The organism is Aeromonas sp. 25-AL00135 (assembly GCF_054052385.1).
Genome location: NZ_JBSTYQ010000002.1, coordinates 93,138 through 112,556 on the forward strand (window position 1 = coordinate 93,138; position 19,419 = coordinate 112,556).

General features: G+C 60.9%; 14 protein-coding genes. 9 read left to right on the forward strand and 5 right to left on the reverse strand.

Features of this window, described 5'->3' with window-relative positions:
- Nucleotide 1: 1 nt before the first annotated feature.
- Nucleotides 2-937, reverse strand: a complete 936-nt coding sequence (locus tag ACW5XC_RS01985; RefSeq protein WP_042055179.1) for a LysR family transcriptional regulator — start codon at nucleotides 935-937, stop codon at nucleotides 2-4.
- A gap of 108 nt (nucleotides 938-1,045) precedes the next feature.
- Between ACW5XC_RS01985 and budA the strand changes: the two genes are divergently transcribed.
- Together budA and alsS are read left to right on the forward strand one after the other, a co-directional pair.
- The gene (budA, locus tag ACW5XC_RS01990; protein WP_005338506.1) at nucleotides 1,046-1,840 is read left to right on the forward strand and encodes an acetolactate decarboxylase; all 795 of its coding nucleotides are present in this window, start codon (nucleotides 1,046-1,048) and stop codon (nucleotides 1,838-1,840) included.
- An 18-nt stretch (nucleotides 1,841-1,858) separates the two neighbouring features.
- Nucleotides 1,859-3,529: an acetolactate synthase AlsS gene (alsS, locus tag ACW5XC_RS01995; protein ID WP_005338504.1), complete on the forward strand. Its 1,671-nt coding sequence runs from the start codon at nucleotides 1,859-1,861 to the stop codon at nucleotides 3,527-3,529.
- A gap of 115 nt (nucleotides 3,530-3,644) precedes the next feature.
- Here alsS and ACW5XC_RS02000 read toward each other — a convergent pair whose 3' ends face one another.
- Nucleotides 3,645-5,057 carry an MATE family efflux transporter gene (locus ACW5XC_RS02000; RefSeq protein WP_042055186.1) on the reverse strand — a complete coding sequence of 471 codons (1,413 nt, stop codon included), beginning with the start codon at nucleotides 5,055-5,057 and terminating at the stop codon, nucleotides 3,645-3,647.
- A gap of 73 nt (nucleotides 5,058-5,130) precedes the next feature.
- Entirely contained in the window at nucleotides 5,131-6,069 is a 939-nt protein-coding gene (locus ACW5XC_RS02005) for a LysR family transcriptional regulator (RefSeq protein ID WP_042055187.1), read from the reverse strand.
- 498 nt (nucleotides 6,070-6,567) lie between these two features.
- On the opposite strand from ACW5XC_RS02005, the gene ACW5XC_RS02010 reads away from it, so the two are divergent.
- Nucleotides 6,568-7,860, forward strand: coding sequence for an HAAAP family serine/threonine permease (locus tag ACW5XC_RS02010; RefSeq protein ID WP_005338498.1), 1,293 nt, complete (start codon nucleotides 6,568-6,570; stop codon nucleotides 7,858-7,860).
- Between the two features lie 91 nt (nucleotides 7,861-7,951).
- Here the strand turns inward: ACW5XC_RS02010 and ACW5XC_RS02015 are convergent, their stop codons facing one another.
- The gene (locus ACW5XC_RS02015; RefSeq protein ID WP_042055190.1) at nucleotides 7,952-8,671 is read right to left on the reverse strand and encodes a substrate-binding periplasmic protein; all 720 of its coding nucleotides are present in this window, start codon (nucleotides 8,669-8,671) and stop codon (nucleotides 7,952-7,954) included.
- 91 nt (nucleotides 8,672-8,762) lie between these two features.
- Nucleotides 8,763-9,785 carry an MBL fold metallo-hydrolase gene (locus ACW5XC_RS02020; RefSeq protein ID WP_042055192.1) on the reverse strand — a complete coding sequence of 341 codons (1,023 nt, stop codon included), beginning with the start codon at nucleotides 9,783-9,785 and terminating at the stop codon, nucleotides 8,763-8,765.
- A 153-nt stretch (nucleotides 9,786-9,938) separates the two neighbouring features.
- Here ACW5XC_RS02020 and ACW5XC_RS02025 point away from each other — a divergent pair, with 153 nt between their 5' ends.
- The 6 genes from ACW5XC_RS02025 to pdxY all read left to right on the forward strand — a co-directional run bounded on the left by ACW5XC_RS02025 (nucleotide 9,939) and on the right by pdxY (nucleotide 19,407).
- On the forward strand, nucleotides 9,939-10,838 hold the full coding sequence (locus ACW5XC_RS02025; RefSeq protein ID WP_042055193.1) for a LysR family transcriptional regulator: 900 nt from the start codon (nucleotides 9,939-9,941) through the stop codon (nucleotides 10,836-10,838).
- A gap of 101 nt (nucleotides 10,839-10,939) precedes the next feature.
- Complete coding sequence (gene yjeH / locus ACW5XC_RS02030) at nucleotides 10,940-12,220, forward strand: L-methionine/branched-chain amino acid transporter (protein WP_042055194.1); 1,281 nt, start codon at nucleotides 10,940-10,942, stop codon at nucleotides 12,218-12,220.
- Between the two features lie 389 nt (nucleotides 12,221-12,609).
- Nucleotides 12,610-14,163, forward strand: a complete 1,554-nt coding sequence (gene cadC / locus ACW5XC_RS02035) for a lysine decarboxylation/transport transcriptional activator CadC (RefSeq protein WP_042055196.1) — start codon at nucleotides 12,610-12,612, stop codon at nucleotides 14,161-14,163.
- Between the two features lie 745 nt (nucleotides 14,164-14,908).
- Complete coding sequence (cadB, locus tag ACW5XC_RS02040; protein ID WP_042055198.1) at nucleotides 14,909-16,243, forward strand: cadaverine/lysine antiporter; 1,335 nt, start codon at nucleotides 14,909-14,911, stop codon at nucleotides 16,241-16,243.
- A 77-nt stretch (nucleotides 16,244-16,320) separates the two neighbouring features.
- Nucleotides 16,321-18,453 carry a lysine decarboxylase CadA gene (locus ACW5XC_RS02045; RefSeq protein WP_042055201.1) on the forward strand — a complete coding sequence of 711 codons (2,133 nt, stop codon included), beginning with the start codon at nucleotides 16,321-16,323 and terminating at the stop codon, nucleotides 18,451-18,453.
- A gap of 93 nt (nucleotides 18,454-18,546) precedes the next feature.
- A complete protein-coding gene (pdxY, locus tag ACW5XC_RS02050; RefSeq protein ID WP_042055204.1) occupies nucleotides 18,547-19,407 on the forward strand; it encodes a pyridoxal kinase PdxY in 861 nt (286 codons plus the stop codon).
- Nucleotides 19,408-19,419 lie beyond the last annotated feature (12 nt).

Sequence of the window (19,419 nt, forward strand, 5' to 3'; positions counted from 1 at the left end):
ATCAGGCCGGTTCAAGCTTGTTTAACAGGGCCTCCTTCGGGAGGCCTTGTCGTATCTGGGCGGCACGGATCTGGGCGATAAAGTGCCGCAGCACGGCACTACTTGGGTGTGGCCGTGTCGCCAGACTGATGCTGGTCATCATGCCGTTGCCCTCAATGGGGTGATAACTGACCCCGAGCGGGCGCAGCGCCGCCACCGAGCTGGGCACCAGAGTCACGCCAAAGCCCGCCTGCACCATGCCGACGGTGGAGATCACCTGCGGGCATTCGGGCCCCAATATCGGTTCGAACCCCGCTTCCCGACAGAGGCCCACGATGCCGTCATAGAGCCCGGGCCCGATGGCGTGGGGAAACAGAATAAAACTCTCGTCCTTCAGGCTGGCCAGTGGCAAGGGGCCCGGCTTGGCCTTGGGGTGGCTGGTGGGCAGGGCGATCAGCAGCGGCTCCTGCTCGATAAGGTGGTGGGCAAAGCCCTCGCTACCCCGGCAGGGGAGCCGCAAGATGGCCGCATCCAGCCGATCGTTGCGCAGCGCCTCCACCAGTGCCGGCATGGTGCCCTCCTGCGGGCTGAGGGCCACCTCGGGGTAGCGCTCCCGATAGTCGTGCAGCAGGGTCAGCACCGCGGGGTGGAGCACGGTGGAACCGGCAAAGCCGATCCGCAGTGCCCCCTGCTCGCCCCGGGCAATCCGCTTTACCTTCAGTTTTGCCGCATCGGCCAGCGCCAGGATCTGCGCCGCATCCCGATAGAGGCTCTCGCCCGCCTCGGTCAGCTCGACACTGCGGGTCAAACGGCGCAGCAGCGGGGTGCCCAAGGTCTCCTCCAGCTTGCGGATCTGCTGGCTCAGGGGCGGCTGGGCCATGTTGAGTGATTCGGCTGCGCGGGTGAAATTCTGCTTTTCAACAACGGCCATGAAGTAGCGGAGCGTACGAAGTTCCATATCGATTGAGTCTCAAAGTCATGGGATCAGCGTATTGGTGTTGAAATGTGAACCAAGTCACCATTGGATCCGAACGCTAACAGGATTCACGGTGGAGGTGAAACCCGAATGGAACATATTGCAACATCTGACAGTGCCGGGTGCAGCTGTGCCCTCGAAGTGAGCCAGCAGTTTTCTCGCTGGCGCAGGCAGCATGACGGTGGCGAGATCTACCAGAGTTCCCTGATGAGCGCCCTGCTGGCGGGGGTCTACGAAGGGGAGACCACCATGAGCGAGCTGCTGCGCCACGGCGACTTTGGCCTCGGCACCTTCAATCACCTCGATGGTGAGCTGATCGCCTTCGAGCGCCAGATCCACCAGTTGCGCTCCGATGGCTCGGCCCGGCCCGCCCGCGCCGATCAGAAGACCCCCTTCGCGGTGATGACCCATTTTCGCCCCTGTCTGGAGCGTCGCTTCGACCATCCCCTCAGCCGTGACGAGATCCACCAGTGGGTGGATCGGCTGGTGGGCTCCGACAACGTCTTCGTCGCCCTGCGCCTCGACGGCCAGTTTGAAACGGCCAAGGTCCGTACCGTGCCGCGTCAGGAGCCCCCCTATCGCCCCATGCTGGAAGCCATCGAACAGCAACCGCTGTTCCGCTTTGCCGCGGTGGCGGGAACTCTGGTGGGCTTTCGCTGCCCGCCGTTCGTGCAGGGGGTCAATGTGGCGGGTTTTCACGAGCACATGATCACCGCCGATCGCAAGGGGGGCGGCCATCTGCTCGACTACACCATGGCCCACGGCACCCTGCGGCTTTCTGTGGTGCGTCACCTCAATCTGGCCCTGCCATCGGATCCCGCTTTCCGGCAGGCCGACCTCAACCCCGCCGATCTCGATCGCGCCATTCAGGCCGCCGAAGGCTGATAGACAAGGAGCAATAACGTGGAAAACAGACAGTGGAAGTGCGGTGCCGAGCTGGTGGTTCGTCATCTGGAGGCGCAGGGGGTCAAGCAGGTGTTTGGCATTCCTGGCGCCAAGATTGACCGGGTATTCGATGCGCTGGAGGATTCCCCCATCGAGACCATAGTGGTGCGCCACGAGGCGAACGCCGCCTTTATGGCGGCCGCCGTGGGGCGTCTCACCGGCAAGGCCGGGGTGGCGCTGGTCACCTCGGGCCCCGGCTGCTCCAACCTCATTACCGGGCTGGCGACGGCCACCTCGGAGGGGGACCCTATGGTGGCGCTGGGCGGTGCGGTGCGCCGTGCCGATGGCCTCAAACTCACTCATCAGAGCATGGATACGGTCAACCTCTGCCGTCCGGTCACCAAGTTCAGCGCCCAGGTCAACAGCGGGGCGGCGATTTCGGAAGTGATGGCCAACGCCTTTCGCGCCGCCGAGCTGGGACGGCCGGGGGCGGCGTTTGTCAGCCTGCCGATGGACATCATCAACAAGCCGGTGCAGGGCAATGTGCTGGTGCCCCGCGAGGTGCCGGAGCCGGGCTGCGCCGATGAGCAGAATATGGAGCAGGCATTGACCCTGCTGCGCAACGCCCAGAATCCGGTGGTGCTGCTCGGCCTGATGGCGAGCCGGCCGGAAAATGCCGAGGCAGTGCGCGCCTTCCTCGACAAGGCGCGGCTGCCGGTGACCGGTACCTATCAGGCTGCCGGGGTGGTGGACAGCTGCCACTTCGATGACTTTGCCGGACGGGTCGGGCTCTTCAACAACCAGCCGGGGGATCAGCTGCTGGCAGGGGCCGATCTGGTGATCTGCATCGGCTACAGCCCCATCGAGTACGACCCCGTGCTGTGGAATGGCGATCGGGAGCGGCGCATCCTCCATATCGACGTGCTACCTGCCGATATCGACAGCAGCTACTGCCCGACCGCCGAGCTGGTGGGGTCGATCCGCGCCAACCTGTTGCAGCTGACCCGCATCATGGGCAATCCGAAAATCCGTCCCCCCGAGGTGGATCGGCTGCTGCAAGGGGTACGCCAGCAGCGGCTGCGACTGGCGATGCGGGCCGATGATCTGCACGGCAATCCGGTTCACCCCTTGCGTATCGTGCGAGAGCTGCAGGATCTGGTGCGCGATGACATGACCCTCTGCGTCGACATGGGCAGCTTCCATATCTGGATTGCCCGCTACCTCTACAGCTTCCGTGCCCGTCAGGTGTTGATATCCAATGGTCAACAGACCATGGGGGTGGCACTGCCGTGGGCCATCGGCGCGGCGCTGGTGCGGCCGGGGGAGAAGGTGATCTCGGTATCGGGGGATGGCAGCTTTATGCAGTCGAGCATGGAGCTGGAGACGGCGGTGCGGCTCAAGAGCAATATCGTTCACATCATCTGGGTCGATAACGGCTACAACATGGTCGCGATGCAGGAGCAGCAGAAGTATTGCCGCACCTCTGGAGTCTCTTTTGGTCCCATCGACTTCAAACGCTATGCCGAATCGTTCGGGGCGGCCGGGTTTGCGGTGCGCTCGGCCGACGAGCTGCGCGCAACCCTGCGTGCCGCGCTGGCGGTGGAGGGGCCCGCTGTGGTGGCGATCCCGGTGGATTACTCCGACAACCCGGGGCTGATGGCCCAGCTCAGGCCAGAAGTATTGGCATAAGTGTGGGCAGCAGTGCTGGCCTGGCTTGTTGTGTCAGCGCAAGCAGACCCGCCCATATAGCAAAAACCGGCATCAATGGATGCCGGTTTTTTATTGCTACGCGGGATGGGAGGCCTTAACGGGCCAGCTGGACGGCGGCGCGTGCGCGGGCCGGTTGTGGGCGACGCTTGTTTTTTGGTGCGCAGGCCATCTTCAGGCGCAGCCACTCGCGCCACAGCAGCCAGCAGAGCGGCAGGGTGAGCAGCAGCACGGTCGCGGGCTGGGCCATCAGCACCCCATCACGGCCCCACAGTTGCGGCAGCAGGAAGATGAGCGGCAGCAGCAACACGGTTTTGGCGATGGAGATGACCAGCGCCTGACGGGTACGCGCCATGGATTGCAGCAGCACTATGCCGAACATGATGATCCCCTCCAGCGGAATGGCGCCGAGGTTGAGGGTCAGGCTGCTGATGGCAGCGGCCAGCAGTTCGGGATCCTTGTCGCCGGTATAGAGCATGGCGACCTGTCCCGGTAGCAGCTGGATGGTGAGCCACACCAGCATGCCGTAGATAAAGGTGAACTTGAGCCCCATCTCCATCAGGTACTTGAGGTTGCGGTGGCGTTTGGCCCCCGCCGCCTTGCTGATGAGCGGCTGAATGCCGAACGCCAGCCCCTGCAGGATGACGATAAAGACCGCTTCGGTGTAACCGGCCACGGTAAAGCCCGCCAGATCCTTCACATTGCCATACACCATCAGCTGGCTGTTGTGCAGCATCAGCAGCAGGCCGAGGTTGAACTGGGCAATCAGGCTCGGCAGGCCGGTAAAGAGCAGGTGCGGCATGGCGGGGAGGTTGGGCACCAGATCCCGCCAGCTGAGGCGAAGCCGTGCCCAGGGGGTAAAGAAGTAGCCAAGACCGATCAGGCTCACCGCACCCTCTGCCATCAGGGTGGCTTGCGCGGTACCGATCAATCCCAGCCCCAGCCGACCCACCATGATGTAGTTGAGGATGATATTGAGCACGGCGCCGCTGCTCACCAGCACCATGGCCAGCTTCGGGCGGCCATCGTTGCGCAGCAGATAGGGCACTGCCAGATTGCTGGCCAGCAGCAGGGTACCGCCGCCAATCCAGGTGAGGTAGTCACTCGCCTGTTTCCAGGTCTCGGTGCCCTGTTCAATCCCCAGCCCCAGCAGGATATCGGTGTGGGTGTAGTAGAGCAGCACCGGCGCAACGCCCCCGAGTCCGGCCAGCAGCCAGAGGGCGTTGACCAGCGCCTGACGGGCTAGCGTGTCGTTTTTCGCCCCCTGCTGGAAGGAGATGGCGGTGGCTGCCCCCATGCTGATCATGGCGGCCAGACCAATCAGCACCATGATGACCGGATAGACCAGGTTGATCCCGGCGAGGCCAGCGGCACCGACATAGTGGCCGACGAAGATGCCGTCGATGAGGTAGTAGGCCCCCGAGACCAGCATGGCAAGAATGGAGGGGAGGGCGTAAGCCCAGAAGCGACGGGTCATGGCCCGTTGCCGCAGTGTTAAATAGGCAGACATATCTGTTCTCTCGGGGAGTTCGATTATCGAACAGCTAGTCTAGATTAATACTTATTTGGTGATAATCAGGGTTTCACTTGATGAATTGCTGAGTATTACTCACTAATCCGGGATTTTGGTAGTGCGCCTTGAGCATGTCGATCAGGATGCGCAGCCCGCTGCCCAGCTGATGCCGACTGGGATAGAAGAGGTAGAAGCCGGCAAAGGTGGGACACCAAGGCTCCAGCACGGTGAGCAGTTTCCCCTCCGCGACCTTCTGGCTCACCTCCTCTTCCAGACAGTAGGCGAGCCCCAGCCCCGCCTCGGCGGCGCCCAGATAGAGGGCCGGGGTGCTGGTAGTGAGCGGCCCGGTCACTTCAATCTCCAGCATGGTGCCATCGGCGGCAAAGGCCCAGCGATAGTGATGGTGCGGGGTGAGGCGATAGCCGATGCAGGCGTGGCGGCTCAGCTCGCTCGGGTGCTCCGGCGTACCGTGCTCCGCCAGATAGGCCGGGGAGCCCACCACCAGATAGCGCTGGGGCGGGCCGAGGGGGATGCCGATCATCTCCTTGGGCAGCAGATCGCCATAAAAGAGCGCGGCATCGTAACCATCTTCAATCAGCCGGGGCATCAGCTCCTGCTCCACTACCTCCACCTGCATCCGCGGATAGCGGGCCAGATAGTCGATGAGTACAGGTGCCAGCAGGCTGTCGATGGCGCCGCGGGGGGCGCAGAGTTTGAGTCGACCCACCGGTTCATCGCTGTTGCGGGCCAGCTCGCAAAGCGCCTCTTCCAGGGTATTGAGGGTGGGGAGCAGCTGCTTGAGCAGCCGCTGGCCCGCTTCGGTCGGCACCACGGCGCGGGTACTGCGGTTGAGCAGCCGCACCCCCAGCCTTGCTTCCAACCCCTTCAGGCTGTGGCTGAGGGCGGAGGCGGAGACCCCGAGTTCGAGGGCGGCCTTGCTGAAACTGCGGTGACGGGCGACGGCGGCAAATACCGCCAGTTCGGCGAGATCGGTACGGGTAATGGTCATCATCAATCAACAAAAAGGCGTGAGTCACAAGGGTACGCCAAGGCCGTGCTGCACACAATCCGCGCTAAACGGGTGGCTTGTTGCGAATATGTAGCTGCTCGCAGGCCATTGATTCCAGTGAAACTAAGTTGAATTGTTAAAAAAAACTCACAATAAGGCGCTTTGAGTGTGATCTTGGTCGTCCGAAAGGCGACCAAAATCAAACTTTGGTTGATTAATTCAAAAAAACGCTGTGATTAATAAGGGCATTTAATTAAAGTCAGCCCATCAAGAGTGGCGCACGTTAATCAGTTGTTAAGTGAGACGGGCGCCGACCCTCAGGGTCAAAATCTCGCACTGTTGTTTGTTGCAATCCTGTTGTCACAAGGAGTGATGGCCAGGTTGCCGGGGGGCGAGAGGTTAATATCAAGGACGGACAGCAGGCGTTCCAGGGAGATGGAACCGGGCCAAGGCCCGACCAAACAAGAATCCCATTTTCCTAGATGACAGGAACAACGTATGTCTGACATGAATATTGCAGCTGATGGTCGTTTAGCCAGCAACACCTCCCGCGGCGTCAACAAGGCCGATGTGGTCTGGATGCTGGGTCTGTACGGTACCGCGATCGGTGCCGGTGTGCTCTTCCTGCCAATCAACGCCGGTGTAGGTGGCCTGTGGCCGCTGGTTGCCATGTTGATTCTGGCGCTGCCGCTGACTTTCTTTGCTCACCGTGGTCTGACCCGCTTCGTGCTGTCCGGCTCTACCCGTGATGGCGACATCACTGAAGTAGTAGAAGAGCACTTCGGCAAGACCGCAGGCAAATTCATCACCCTGCTCTACTTCTTTGCCATCTACCCGATCGTGCTGATGTATTCAGTCGCCATCACCAACACCGTCGAGAGCGTGATTGTTCACCAGCTGGGCATGTCTGCACCTCCCCGTGCCGTTCTGTCACTGGCCCTGATCCTCGGTCTGATGGCGGTTGTTCGTCTGGGCGGCCAGGTTATCGTCAAAGCGATGAGCGTGCTGGTATTCCCGTTCGTGCTCACCCTGATGGGTCTGGCGTTCTACCTGATCCCGCACTGGAACGGTGCCATCATCACTGAAGCTCCGGCCCTGTCCGACGCCTTCAACGGTGACTTCATCAAGACCCTGTGGCTGGCTATCCCGGTAATGGTGTTCTCCTTCAACCACTCCCCGATCATCTCCTCCTTCGCGGTGGACAACAAAGGTCGTTACGGTGAAGGTGCCGAGAAGAAGTGCAGCAACATCTTGCTGGGCGCCCACGTCATGATGGTGATGACCGTTATGTTCTTCGTATTCAGCTGCGTACTGAGCCTCTCCCCGGCTGACCTGGCTGCTGCCAAAGAACAGAACATCTCCATCCTGTCCTACCTGGCCAACCACTTCGATAACCCGGTTATCGGTACTGTGGCTCCGCTGATCGCCATGGTTGCCATCAGCAAATCCTTCCTGGGTCACTACCTGGGTGCGCAAGAGGGCATGAACGGCCTGATGGCCAAGGCGCTGCGCGAGAAGGGCAAGAACGTTGACACCAAGCAGCTGAACAAAGTCACTGCCGTGTTCATGATCCTGACCACCTGGGCCATCGCCACCATCAACCCGAGCATCCTCGGCATGATTGAAGACCTGGGCGGCCCGATCATCGCAATGCTGCTGTTCCTGATGCCGATGTACGCCATCACCAAGGTTCCGGCCATGCGCAAATACGCTGGCAACATCAGCAACGGCTTCGTGACCATCATCGGCCTGATCGCCATGTCCGGTATCATCTACAAGCTGATTGCCTGATAACGCCGGTTATCAAGTTGAATGAAGAAGCCGCCTCGCAAGAGGCGGCTTTTTTTATGGCTGTTTGGGGCGCTGAGCGGATGCGGTATCGCTACTTCATCAGTTTCTTCACCTCGTCACTGGCCAGCGCCTTGTTGAATTTGTCCCGTGCCTCTTTCCCCTTGGCGGAGTTGGTAAAGCAGACGTGAAGGGACTTGTCCTCGAGGATCTTGCCGTTGAAGCCGAGGTTGGCGGCGACGTCCTTGAGCTGGGGATCGCTTTCCAGCAGATAGGTCATCACATTCTGGTCGATGACCGCCAGATCGAGCCGACCGTTGCCGAGCTTGAGCAGGTTCTGGCTGTCCGAGCTGGTGGCATCGGCCGAGAGTGCCTTGCTGGCCACTTTTTCGTCGAACTCGGTGGTATTCACATAGCCGGTGACGACACCAATTTTCTTGCCCTTCAGGTCGTCCAGACTCTGCCAGCTCACCGGCTGATCGACCCGCTGGGCAAAGCCGAGAGGGCCGTTACCTATGGGGTCAGAGAAGAGGCAGCTGCTCTTGGGGTCGAGATACTCGGGGAAATAACCCAGTACCTCTGGGTTGTTGGTTGCCTCGTCCACGGCCCGTTGCCAGGGATAGAACTTGATAGTCAGCGGGTCGCCAGCCAGGGCAAAGGCTGCGGTCACCACCTGACTGCTCTTGCCCTGTTCAGGGAGGCTGGCGCTGGTGTAAGGGGGCCATTCAAGGCTGGTCAACACCGCCGCCTGAGCGACCGACATGCCGAACAAGGGAAGAGTGGCTAGGGCGAGGTGCTTCCATTTCAGGCTCATAGAGATAACTCCTTGTGGTCAAACACCCCTTAAAGATAGCCCCCGGTGTCGATTGCGGATGCCGGCCATGGCTGACTGGCATCCGTGCCAGCTATTTGTTGTCGATATTCTCCGACTGCCAGAGGGCATAGCCCTTGCCGGAGGCCGTGGTGGGCAGATCAATCTGCATCAGGTCGTTGCTGATGACAAAGGGGCCCGAGTAGCGGGCGCGCAGATCCTGCGCCAGATCTTTGACCCTGATCTTGCCGTTGAGGCCGATATGGCTGAACACGGTCAGCGCCGGTTTGGCTTCGTTCATTACCCGGGCCGCCTGCTCGGGGGAGGCGAGGTGACCGGCGATCGCCTTGTAGCCGGGGTTGGTCTTCATCTGCTCGGCAGAGGTCATGGAGACGCAGTGCACCAGCAGATCGGCCCCTTTGGCCTGCTTCACCACTTCGGGGCTGTAGCGGGTATCGCCGGAGAGCACCACGCTGTGGCCGTGATAGTCGATGCGATAGCCGAATGACGGCTTGATGTTGACTCCGTGGTCGTTGTCAAAGGCGGTTACCTTGACCCCGTCATGGTTGTAGACCACCCCGGCGGTGACCTCGTGGCTGTTGATCTCCACCCCGTCCAGCGGCGTTCCCTCATCCTTGACCCGGGTGGCGATGTCGGTGGCGTAGGCCTGCTGCAAGCCACGGGCGAGGGCGGTGGTGCCTTTGGGGCCGTAGAGTTCCATCGGCGCGTGGCGCTGGCCATAGGCCGGTTGCAGCCAGCCGGTCAGCCAGAGATCCGCCAGCCCGTTGGTGTGGTCGGAGTGAAAGTGGGTGAGGAAGAAGGCGTTGACCCGGCCGATGGGGATATGCAGCTGCCACAGGCGAGTGGCGGAGTTGCGGCCAAAATCGAACACCAGCTTCTGGTTGCCCGCCTCGACCAGAGTGCTGTAACCGCCCCGACTGATTTGGGGCACCGGAGTGCCGGTGCCGAGCAGGCTGACCCGAAAGATATCGTGCCGGGCTTGAGTTGCTGAGGCAGGGGCTTGATCGTGGTTGCTGATAAAGCTGCTCTCGGCGGCCTGACTGACACCGGTAGCCAGCAGACCGACCAGTAATGCGGCCAGATAGGTGCTTTTCATGGGAATTTATCCTGTGGGGAAGGGACGGCATCACTGTATTGGTAACTAAAAGTTGAATAAATTGGCTAAAATCCATTTCTTACTAAACTTTTGGTTGTGAATCAGGGCTCGGTAAGCGGGTCGTGTTACTCAGGAACGAACAAAGGAGCGGTTGTGGACCGATTGACCTGCATGCGTATCTTCACCCGGGTGGTGGATCTCGGCTCCTACAGCGCGGTGGCGAGCGAAGAGGGGATCAGCGCCCAGATGGTGGGCAAGCATGTGCTGGGGCTGGAGCAGTGGCTGGGGGGCAAGCTGTTTCACAAGACCACCCGCCAGCAGACTCTCACCGAGCTGGGCCAGCTGTTTTTGGCTCGCTGCCAGCGGGTGCTGGAGGAGCTGGCACTGACCGAGTCGCTCACCCAGAACCTGCTGGCCGAGCCGGCCGGACGGCTGCGCATCGCCGCTCCCCTCAGCTTTGGCCACCACCGGCTGGTGCCGCTGCTGCCCGCTTTTCTCGACCGTTATCCCAAGCTGGATCTGGATCTGCAGCTCACCCCCCGCTGGGTCGATCTGGTGGAGGAGGGGTTCGATGGCGCCATCCGCACCCTGCGCCCGCAGGATGAGGCGCTGATTGCCCGTCCGCTGCTGACCCAGCACTACCGGCTCTGCGCGGCCCCCGACTACCTCAATCGCCACGGCGTGCCCCGTCATCCGGCCGATCTTGCCCGCCACCAGTGTCTGCATGGCAACTGGGGCGAGCACGAGCGCTGGCAATTTGTTGGTGAGGATGGCCAGAGCGAGGAGGTACGGGTCGCCTCGCGCCTGCGCATCAATCACTGGCCTGCTTTGTTGACGGCTGCGCTCTCGGGGGCTGGCATCACCTTGCAGCCAGCCGAACAGGTGCGTGAGCATATCGCTTCGGGGCGTTTGCTGCCGCTGCTTGGCCGCTATCAGAGCCCTGCCAAGACCCTCTACTTCATCTATCCGGCGGCGCGGCGGCAGGTGCTCAAGATCACCCTGCTGGGGGATTTTCTGGCCGAATCCCTGCAAGCTGGGCCCGAGCCTGAATAAAAGGCTGCATATTTTCGCCCCCACGCTTAACCATCGTGCTTAACAAAGGGGCGGGGCAGGCCTAACATGGCGGGATGTTTTTTTAGTCAGGACAAAAGGATATGTCTGGGTTGAAAAAGGATCTCGGGCTCTGGCAGGGGATGGGGCTGCTCGCCACCTCGCTGCTCGGCACCGGGATCTTCGTGGTACCGGCGACTGCCGCCTCGCTGGCGGGGGGGGCCTCGCTCTGGGCCTGGTTGCTGCTGATTGCGCTGGTGCTGCCCATCGCCTTTACCTTCGCTCGCCTCGGCCGTCGCTATCCCCATGCGGGCGGCGCGCCGCACCTTATCGGCCTCGCTTTTGGCAATGGCGCCGAGCGCTTCTCCGCCTTCCTGTTTCTGGCGGTGCTGCCGGTGGGCCTGCCTGCCGCCCTGATGATTGCCGCCGGCTTCTGGCATGCCCTGTTCGAGATGGGGGAGTGGACCCTCTGGGCCATCCAGCTGCTCACCCTGCTCGGGGTATTCCTGCTGGGGCTGCGCGGGGCGCGCTCCTCCGGCAATCTGCAACTGCTGATTGCGCTCGCCATTTTGGGGCTCACCCTGCTTATCTGGTTCAAGGGGGAGGTGAGCTGGCGCGATGCGGCCCGGCCGCTGCCGAGCGCGGACGAGTGGCCCCCTATGGCCACCGCGCTGGCGGTGATGTTCTGGTGTTTCGTCGGGCTGGAAGCCTTCGCCCACATGGGGGAGGAGTTCAAGCGACCGGAGCGGGACTACCCCATCGCCCTGCTCGGCGGGGTGCTGCTGGCGGGACTTATCTACTGGGTGCACTCGCTGGTGGTGCTCAAATATGGCCTCTACGGCGATGAGGCGAAAAACGCCACCGCCATCCCCTCCCTGCTGGCGCTGCTGTTCGGCCCCACCGCCAAGTGGCTGGTGGCGGTGCTCGGCTACCTCTCCTGTTTTGCCAGCATCAACATCTACATTCAGGGCTTTGCCCGGCTGATCTGGAGCATGGCACGGGAAGGCAAGTTGCCCCCCTCGCTGGCCGTGCTCACCGCGCGCGGCGCGCCGCTGCGGGCGCTCACTCTGGTGCTCGCCATCTGTCTGCTCTGCATTACCCTCATCATCTGGCTGCGACTGCCGCTCGATGAGCTGATCCGCTACGCCAACGGCAACTTCGTGCTGGTCTACCTGCTCTGCATGGCGGCGGGCTGGCGCCTGCTCGGCGGGGTGGGCAAGGGGCTGGCGGGGATAAGCGTGCTGCTCTGTGCTCTGGTGCTGGTGGCGCTCGCCACTCAGGTGCTCTATGCGGTGGTGCTCAGTCTTGGCTACGGCGGCTTCTCGTTGTGGCGGCGTTATCTGCGCCGCAGTCGTCAGCAGGATGCGCTTCCGGTAGCGAAGTAACGTCTCCCCGATGTTCGAAGAAATGAGAAAGCCCTGATGTTCAGGGCTTTTTGATTCCGGCATATGGGATGTTCATATGAATACTAGTTGGCACGTTATTTGCCGAAAAGTGCGGTGTCGGATCAACTCAACGGCGATTTATAGCCAAAAAAAGTGGGATCCAGCTCCCGTTTTGCTTAAAGTGATCCCTCCCGATCCCGGTGGTCGGAATGCCCGCAAGGATGCCCTTCAGACGTAAACAGGATGGCCTGGCCAGACTGACTCTCAGAGATGTGATTGCTTCGGTTCTCTTTTTATCTGTCACCTGTGGTGATAGCGCCTTGTTCCGTTCAGTCAGCCCGGGTTTTGCGTCTCTCTCATCGTGTGTCACCATCTGCAGCGAGTGAATCATGAGCGAATCGGTTTTTGAGATCCACGACTGGACCCTGAGCGTTGACGACAACATGCTGTGTCGCCCCGACCGCGAGGTCTACCTCGAACCCAGACTGGTCAACCTGTTGCGGTTTCTGGCCCATAATGCCGGCACCGTGTTTGGCCGCGATGCCCTGATCAACGAGGTGTGGGATGGCGCCGAGGTGACCGATCAGGTTGTGACCCAGTCCATCTTCGAACTGCGCAAGATCCTCAAAGATGGTCGCACCGATGCGACCGACTATATCGTCACCGTACCCAAGCGCGGCTACAAGCTGGTGGCACCGGTGCGGCCGCTGCAGGTGGTTTCCGTGGTGATGGCGGACGAGCAACCCGTGCCCGCGGTCAATACCGCTCTCTCCGACAACCCGACGCTCTCCGATCTGAGCCCGCCCGCGGCTGAGCAGGATGATGATGCACAGCCCAATGTCGCCCCTTTTCCCGCCGGGCCCCTGACCCGCGCCATCTCCACCCATGCCAAGGATGCTCGCAGCCGCTGGAAGATGGTGAGTTTCGATATCTTCGTTGCCATCGTGCTGATCGCCATTGTCAGCATGCTCAGCTACCAGCACACCAGCCCCCAGGTGCATGCCATGCTGGATCCCAACCTGCTGGTGTTCCGCTTCCACTCCGGTATGGATGACAACAACGAGAACGTTCGCCTCGCCGATGGCATTACCCGCGCCCTGATGGGGGAGGTGGCGGTGGCTACGCCGCTGCGGGTGCAGTACGGCGCCACCACTCTGATGGGGGGCATCATGCCCGGCAAGGAGCTGAGTGTGCGGGTCACCCGCCAGCCCCGTGGCACCTATCTCGATCTGGAGTATCGCAATATCAACACCAACCGGGTGCTGTTCAGCCATCAGTACCAGCTCAGTCGCCACAGTGTGCACGGCGTGTTGCAGGCCAGCAGCCAGGATCTGTTGCGCGCCCTCGACCAACCCGATGCCGAGCCGGGGATGGGCTGGCCGACCGATGATGCCTCCCTGATGGCGATGATGGAGGCGCAGTACTACATCAACAGCCGGGATCCGGTCGCTCTGAAACGGGGTATCGATCTGCTGGAGCAGGCGCTGATTGCCCATCCGGATCAGCCGTTGCTGTTGGCGGAGCGCTATCTGGCGGGCGAGGCGCTGGCCACCCTGGCGGGCAAATCCGAGAGCGAGCGGCTGCAGGGGATTGGCACTCATCTCGCCAGCGTGGTGCAAAACAGCGGTGCTCTCCCTGCTCGGGTGTGGGAGGCGTTGACCCTGCAGGCGATCCTCAACGGCCAGCAACAGCAGGCCAACTATCTGCTGGAGAAGGCGGCGAGTCGCGGCCGCTCGGTGCTCTATTACATACTGCAGGGCAAGCTGGCGGAGCTGGACGGTCGCCCCGAGGCGGCGGGGGATGCCTACAGTCAGGCCTTCCTGATGGAGGCGACCGAGCAGACCTATCTGCTCTGCCAGCAGCTCGGTTTCTACAGCAATATGGAGAGCCTCACACCGGCTCTGTTCAATGCGCTGGGCCAGAGCAAAGTGAAGCTCTTCTAACTCCGTAGTGTTGGTTTTCCCCCGGTCGGTGCGGTTGCCGACCCCATCCACAGGCTGCCTTCGGGCGGCCTGTGTGGTTTCTGCTTGTTTCAATCCTGCTTGTTTGCCACCGGGGATAGTCGCTCGGGTGCGGCCCGGTTTATCCCCCACTATCCCCACTTGCCTTTGTCTTGCCCGCGGCATTCGCGGCACTCGCGTTTGTTCGGCTTTGTGCCGCGTGAGTAGCTTGTGACATCTGCTCATGGTTGGCGGCGGGATAAGCTGTCTGTCTCGACCCATTTCTCATTGCTTACCGGTTATCGCCGTTGTGCTTTACCTCTGAGACTGGATTGTGATGAGCCGAGCGGAGGGCCGAACAGGAGGTGAGTGGCCTTCAGGGTGATGGTCAGCAGGGCGTTCAAATGGTTACAAGGGGAGTGGGCGCATTGGGAGCTGCTTTATCCCGGGTTTATATGGCCAAAAATATCAAGACGGCGAGATAAGGGGGTTATCAAGGGGCAAAAATGGGGCAGAAGGATATCAAGGTTTTATCAAGACGGCTGTGTGATGTGATGTCAATGTACTGTTTTTAAATGGTTTTTATCAAAAGTGACGAGGCGGCGAAAAAAGTTGCCTCATATTTTTATCCGTTAGCTGGTCTTTATGTTTTCCGGGGATGAGAGGCCTAGTCTGTGCCCATTCTTTGGCGGGGCGTTCCGCCAAATGTGTATGTGACGACCCGACCTTTTATAGAACCGGAGATCTTATGTCCCTAGATACGAGCAAGAAGATTGGCCTTATCGCCTGTACAGGTGTGGTGGCCGGCAACATGATGGGGAGTGGCATCGCGCTGCTGCCTTCGGCACTGGCCACCATCGGCTCCATCTCTGTCTTTAGCTGGGCAATCTGTCTGGTAGGCGCCATGGGCCTCGCCTTCGTCTTCGCCCGCCTGGCTACCAAGAACCCGCAAGAGGGTGGCCCCATTGCTTACGCTGGCGAGATCTCTCCGGTGTTCGGTTTCCAGACCGGTGTGCTCTATTACCACGCCAACTGGATCGGTAACCTGGCCATCGCCATTACCGGCGTCTCCTACCTCTCGGTCTTCTTCCCCATTCTCAACAGCCCAATTCCGGCCGCCGCAGCCACCATCGCTGCCGTCTGGATCTTCACCTTCGTCAACCTGCTTGGCGGTAGCTGGGTGAGCCGACTCTGTACCCTGGGTCTGGTGCTGATCCTGCTGCCGGTTGTCGGTACTGCGGTGATGGGCTGGGGTCATTTTGATGCCACCGTCTACAGCCAGAACTGGAACACCACCAGCGGCAGCGACCTGCATGCGGTCATCAGCGCCGTGCTGATCTGCCTCTGGTCCTTCGTCGGTGTTGAATCTGCCGCCGTCTCTTCCGGCATGGTGAAGAACCCCAAGCGCACCGTACCGCTCGCTACCATGCTGGGTACCGGTATCGCGGGTGTTATCTACATCCTCTCTACCCAGGTGATCAGCGGCATGTTCCCGGCCGGTGAAGTGGCTGCTTCCGGCGCCCCGTTTGCCATGGCCTCTTCCGCCATCTTCGGTAGCTGGTCTGCACCATTCGTCTCTGCCTTCACCGCTCTGGCCTGCTTCACCTCGCTGGGCTCCTGGATGATGCTGGTGGGCGAGGCGGGCAAGCGTGCCGCCAACGACGGCAACTTCCCGAAAATCTACGGTGAAGTGGACAAGAACGGCGTAGCCAAGAAGGGTCTGATCCTGGGCTCCCTGAAGATGACTGCCCTGATGGTTGGCCTGACCGCCTTCACTTCCCAGTCCGCTCACGCTGCCGATCTCTTCAACGTGCTGACCACAGATGCGGTGCTGCTGACCATGCTGCCCTACTTCTACTCCAGCATTAACCTGATCCGCTTCGAGGGCATGACCTCCCGCAGCATCGGCGCGATGATCTTCTCCGGTGTGGCCTGTGTCTTCTGTCTGGTGGCCCTGATGGGTGCCAAGGGTTCCAACCTTACCGCTACCTTCGTGGTGTCGCTCATCATCCTGATGTTCTACGCCAAAAAACTGGGTCTGCGTCAGCACGACGCCCTGCTGAGCGAACAACCCAGCAACTAATTCCCCCTTTTATCTTCCGAGCGCTCTTCACTCACCATCCCTGATGGAGAGCGCCCCTTTACGTGTGGAGCATTACGATGAATATCATTGCCATCCTCAACCACCTGGGCGTTTTCTTTAAAGAAGAACCCATTCGCCAACTGCAAGCCTCCCTCGAGCGCAAGGGTTTCGAGGTTGTTTATCCGGTCGATGTGGCCGACCTGCTGAAACTGATCGAGAAGAACCCCCGCGTTTGCGGCGCCATTTTCGACTGGGACAAATACTCTCTGGGTCTGTGCAAGGAGATCCACGATCGCAACGAGAAGCTGCCGATCTTCGCCTTCGCCAACGACCAGTCCACTCTGGATATTCACCTGACCGACCTGCGTCTGAACGTGCACTTCTTCGAGTACCGTCTCGGCATGGCTGACGACATCGCCCTCAAGATGGGTCAGGCCACTCAGGAGTATCAGGACGCCATCCTGCCGCCGTTCACCAAGGCACTGTTCAAGTACGTGGAAGAGGGTAAATACACCTTCTGTACTCCGGGTCACATGGGCGGTACCGCCTTCCAGATGAGCCCGGCCGGCAGCATCTTCTATGACTTCTATGGCCCGAACGCGTTCAAGGCCGACGTCTCCATCTCCATGCCGGAGCTGGGCTCCCTGCTGGATCACTCAGGTCCGCACAAGGAAGCCGAAGAGTACATCGCCCGTACCTTCAACGCCGATCGCTCCTATATCGTTACCAACGGCACCTCCACTGCCAACAAGATCGTCGGCATGTACTCCGCGCCGGCCGGCAGCACAGTGCTGGTTGACCGTAACTGCCACAAGTCGCTCACTCACCTGATGATGATGAACGACGTGACCCCGATCTACTTCCGTCCGACCCGCAACGCCTACGGCATTCTGGGTGGTATCCCGCAGAGCGAATTCAGCCGCGACACCATCGCTGCCAAGGTTGCCGCGACACCGGGTGCCCAGGCTCCCCGTTACGCCGTGGTCACCAACTCCACCTATGATGGCCTGCTCTACAACACCGGCTTCATCAAGGAGGCGCTGGATACTCCTTACATCCACTTCGACAGTGCCTGGGTGCCTTACACCAACTTCAGCCCGATCTATGAAGGCAAGTGCGGCATGAGCGGTGAAGCGATGCCGGGCAAGGTGTTCTACGAAACCCAGTCCACCCACAAGCTGCTGGCGGCCTTCTCCCAGGCCTCGATGATCCACATCAAGGGTGACGTGGAGGAAGAGACTTTCAACGAAGCCTTCATGATGCACACCTCCACCTCGCCGCAGTACGGCATCGTGGCATCGACCGAGATCTCTGCTGCCATGATGCGTGGCAACACCGGCAAGCGTCTGATCAAGGACTCCATCGATCGCGCCATCTCCTTCCGCAAAGAGATCAAGCGTCTGCGTGATCAGAGCGAAGGCTGGTTCTTCGACGTATGGCAGCCGGACAACATCGACACCGTCGAGTGCTGGAAGCTGGATCCGAAAGATGACTGGCACGGTTTCAAGGACATCGATGACAACCACATGTACCTGGATCCGATCAAGGTCACCCTGCTGACTCCGGGTATGGGTCGTGACGGCCAGCTGCTGGAGAAGGGCATCCCTGCCTCTCTGGTCTCCAAGTTCCTGGACGAACGCGGCATCGTGGTCGAGAAGACCGGCCCCTACAACATGCTGTTCCTCTTCTCCATCGGTATCGATCAGTCCAAGGCGATGCAGCTGCTGCGCGCCCTGACCGAGTTCAAGCGCGGCTACGACCTGAACCTGACCATCAAGAACATACTGCCGAGCCTCTATCGTGAAGACCCGAGCTTCTACGAAGGGATGCGTATCCAGGAGCTGGCGCAGCGCATTCACGAGCTGACCAGCAAGTACCGTCTGCCGGAGCTGATGTTCAAGGCGTTCGACGTACTGCCGGAGATGAAGATGACTCCGCACGCCGCATGGCAGCAGGAGCTGGCCGGCAACGTGGTGGAAGTGCCGCTGCGTGACATGGTTGACCGCATCAGCGCCAACATGATCCTGCCGTACCCGCCGGGAGTTCCGCTGGTACTGCCGGGCGAGATGGTGACCCAGGATTCTCTGCCGGTGCTCGAGTTCCTCGAGATGCTGTGCGAGATCGGTGCCCACTACCCGGGTTTCGAGACCGACATCCACGGCCTCTATCGTCAGGCCGATGGCAGCTACACCGTCAAGGTGCTGCGTTAATCGACAGTGACAACAGTCGAAAGTGACAACAACGGGCCGCAAGGCCCGTTTTTCCCTCCGGAATTCCTGTTCTTATTGCGTGAGTCGCCAATCATGAAGCGAGTGCTCTCCATTCAATCCCACGTAGTCTTTGGCTGTGCCGGCAACAGCGCCGCCGTTTTTCCCATGCGTCGCCTCGGGATCGAGGTGTGGCCGATGAACACTGTGCAGTTCTCCAACCACACCCAATACCGCGAAGGCTGGCAGGGGATGGTGATGCCCGGCGGTCATATCCGTCAGCTGGTAAACGGCCTGGCGGAGATCGGCGTGCTGGCCGAGTGCGATGCGATCTTGAGCGGCTACCTCGGCTCGGCCGAACAGGGGGAGGAGATCCTGGCGGCGGTGGCCCGGCTCAAGGCGCTCAATCCGGCCGCCCTCTATTTTTGTGACCCCGTGATGGGTCACCCCGACAAGGGGTGCATAGTGGCACCCGGCGTCGCCGATTTTCTGAAAAACCGGGCACTGGCCTGCGCCGATATGCTGGCCCCCAATCTGCTGGAGCTGGAACAGCTCACCGGCCGCGATATCCGCAATGTGCCGGAGGCCATCGAGGCGTGCCAGCAGCTGCGCGCGCAAGGGGTCAAGCTGGTGATGGTCAAGCATCTGGGCAAGGCCGGTTTTGCCATGGACAGCTTCGAAATGCTGCTGGTGTGCGAGGAGGGAACCTTTCATCTCTCCCGCCCGCTCTACCCTTTTGCCCGCCACCCTATCGGGGTGGGGGATCTGCTGAGCGCCACCATGCTGGCCAATCTGCTGGCGGGTTGCACCCCGGTGGCGGCGTTCGAGCTTACCAATGCCAGCGTGGATGCGGTACTGGCCCAGACCTGGCTGGCGGGGGCTTACGAGCTGCAACTGGTGGCGGCCCAGCACGAGATGGCGCTGCCGCAGGTCTCCATCCGGGCGACCCGCCTCTGAGCTGGTTACGCC

Bases quoted from the DNA above. Each gene is read 5' to 3' on its own strand.
- ACW5XC_RS01985 (WP_042055179.1), bottom strand. From the start codon at position 937: ATGGAACTTCGTACGCTCCGCTACTTCATGGCCGTTGTTGAAAAGCAG.
- budA (WP_005338506.1), top strand. From the start codon at position 1,046: ATGGAACATATTGCAACATCTGACAGTGCCGGGTGCAGCTGTGCCCTC.
- ACW5XC_RS02000 (WP_042055186.1), bottom strand. From the start codon at position 5,057: ATGTCTGCCTATTTAACACTGCGGCAACGGGCCATGACCCGTCGCTTC.
- ACW5XC_RS02005 (WP_042055187.1), bottom strand. From the start codon at position 6,069: ATGACCATTACCCGTACCGATCTCGCCGAACTGGCGGTATTTGCCGCC.
- ACW5XC_RS02010 (WP_005338498.1), top strand. From the start codon at position 6,568: ATGTCTGACATGAATATTGCAGCTGATGGTCGTTTAGCCAGCAACACC.
- ACW5XC_RS02015 (WP_042055190.1), bottom strand. From the start codon at position 8,671: ATGAGCCTGAAATGGAAGCACCTCGCCCTAGCCACTCTTCCCTTGTTC.
- ACW5XC_RS02020 (WP_042055192.1), bottom strand. From the start codon at position 9,785: ATGAAAAGCACCTATCTGGCCGCATTACTGGTCGGTCTGCTGGCTACC.
- yjeH (WP_042055194.1), top strand. From the start codon at position 10,940: ATGTCTGGGTTGAAAAAGGATCTCGGGCTCTGGCAGGGGATGGGGCTG.
- cadC (WP_042055196.1), top strand. From the start codon at position 12,610: ATGAGCGAATCGGTTTTTGAGATCCACGACTGGACCCTGAGCGTTGAC.
- cadB (WP_042055198.1), top strand. From the start codon at position 14,909: ATGTCCCTAGATACGAGCAAGAAGATTGGCCTTATCGCCTGTACAGGT.
- ACW5XC_RS02045 (WP_042055201.1), top strand. From the start codon at position 16,321: ATGAATATCATTGCCATCCTCAACCACCTGGGCGTTTTCTTTAAAGAA.
- pdxY (WP_042055204.1), top strand. From the start codon at position 18,547: ATGAAGCGAGTGCTCTCCATTCAATCCCACGTAGTCTTTGGCTGTGCC.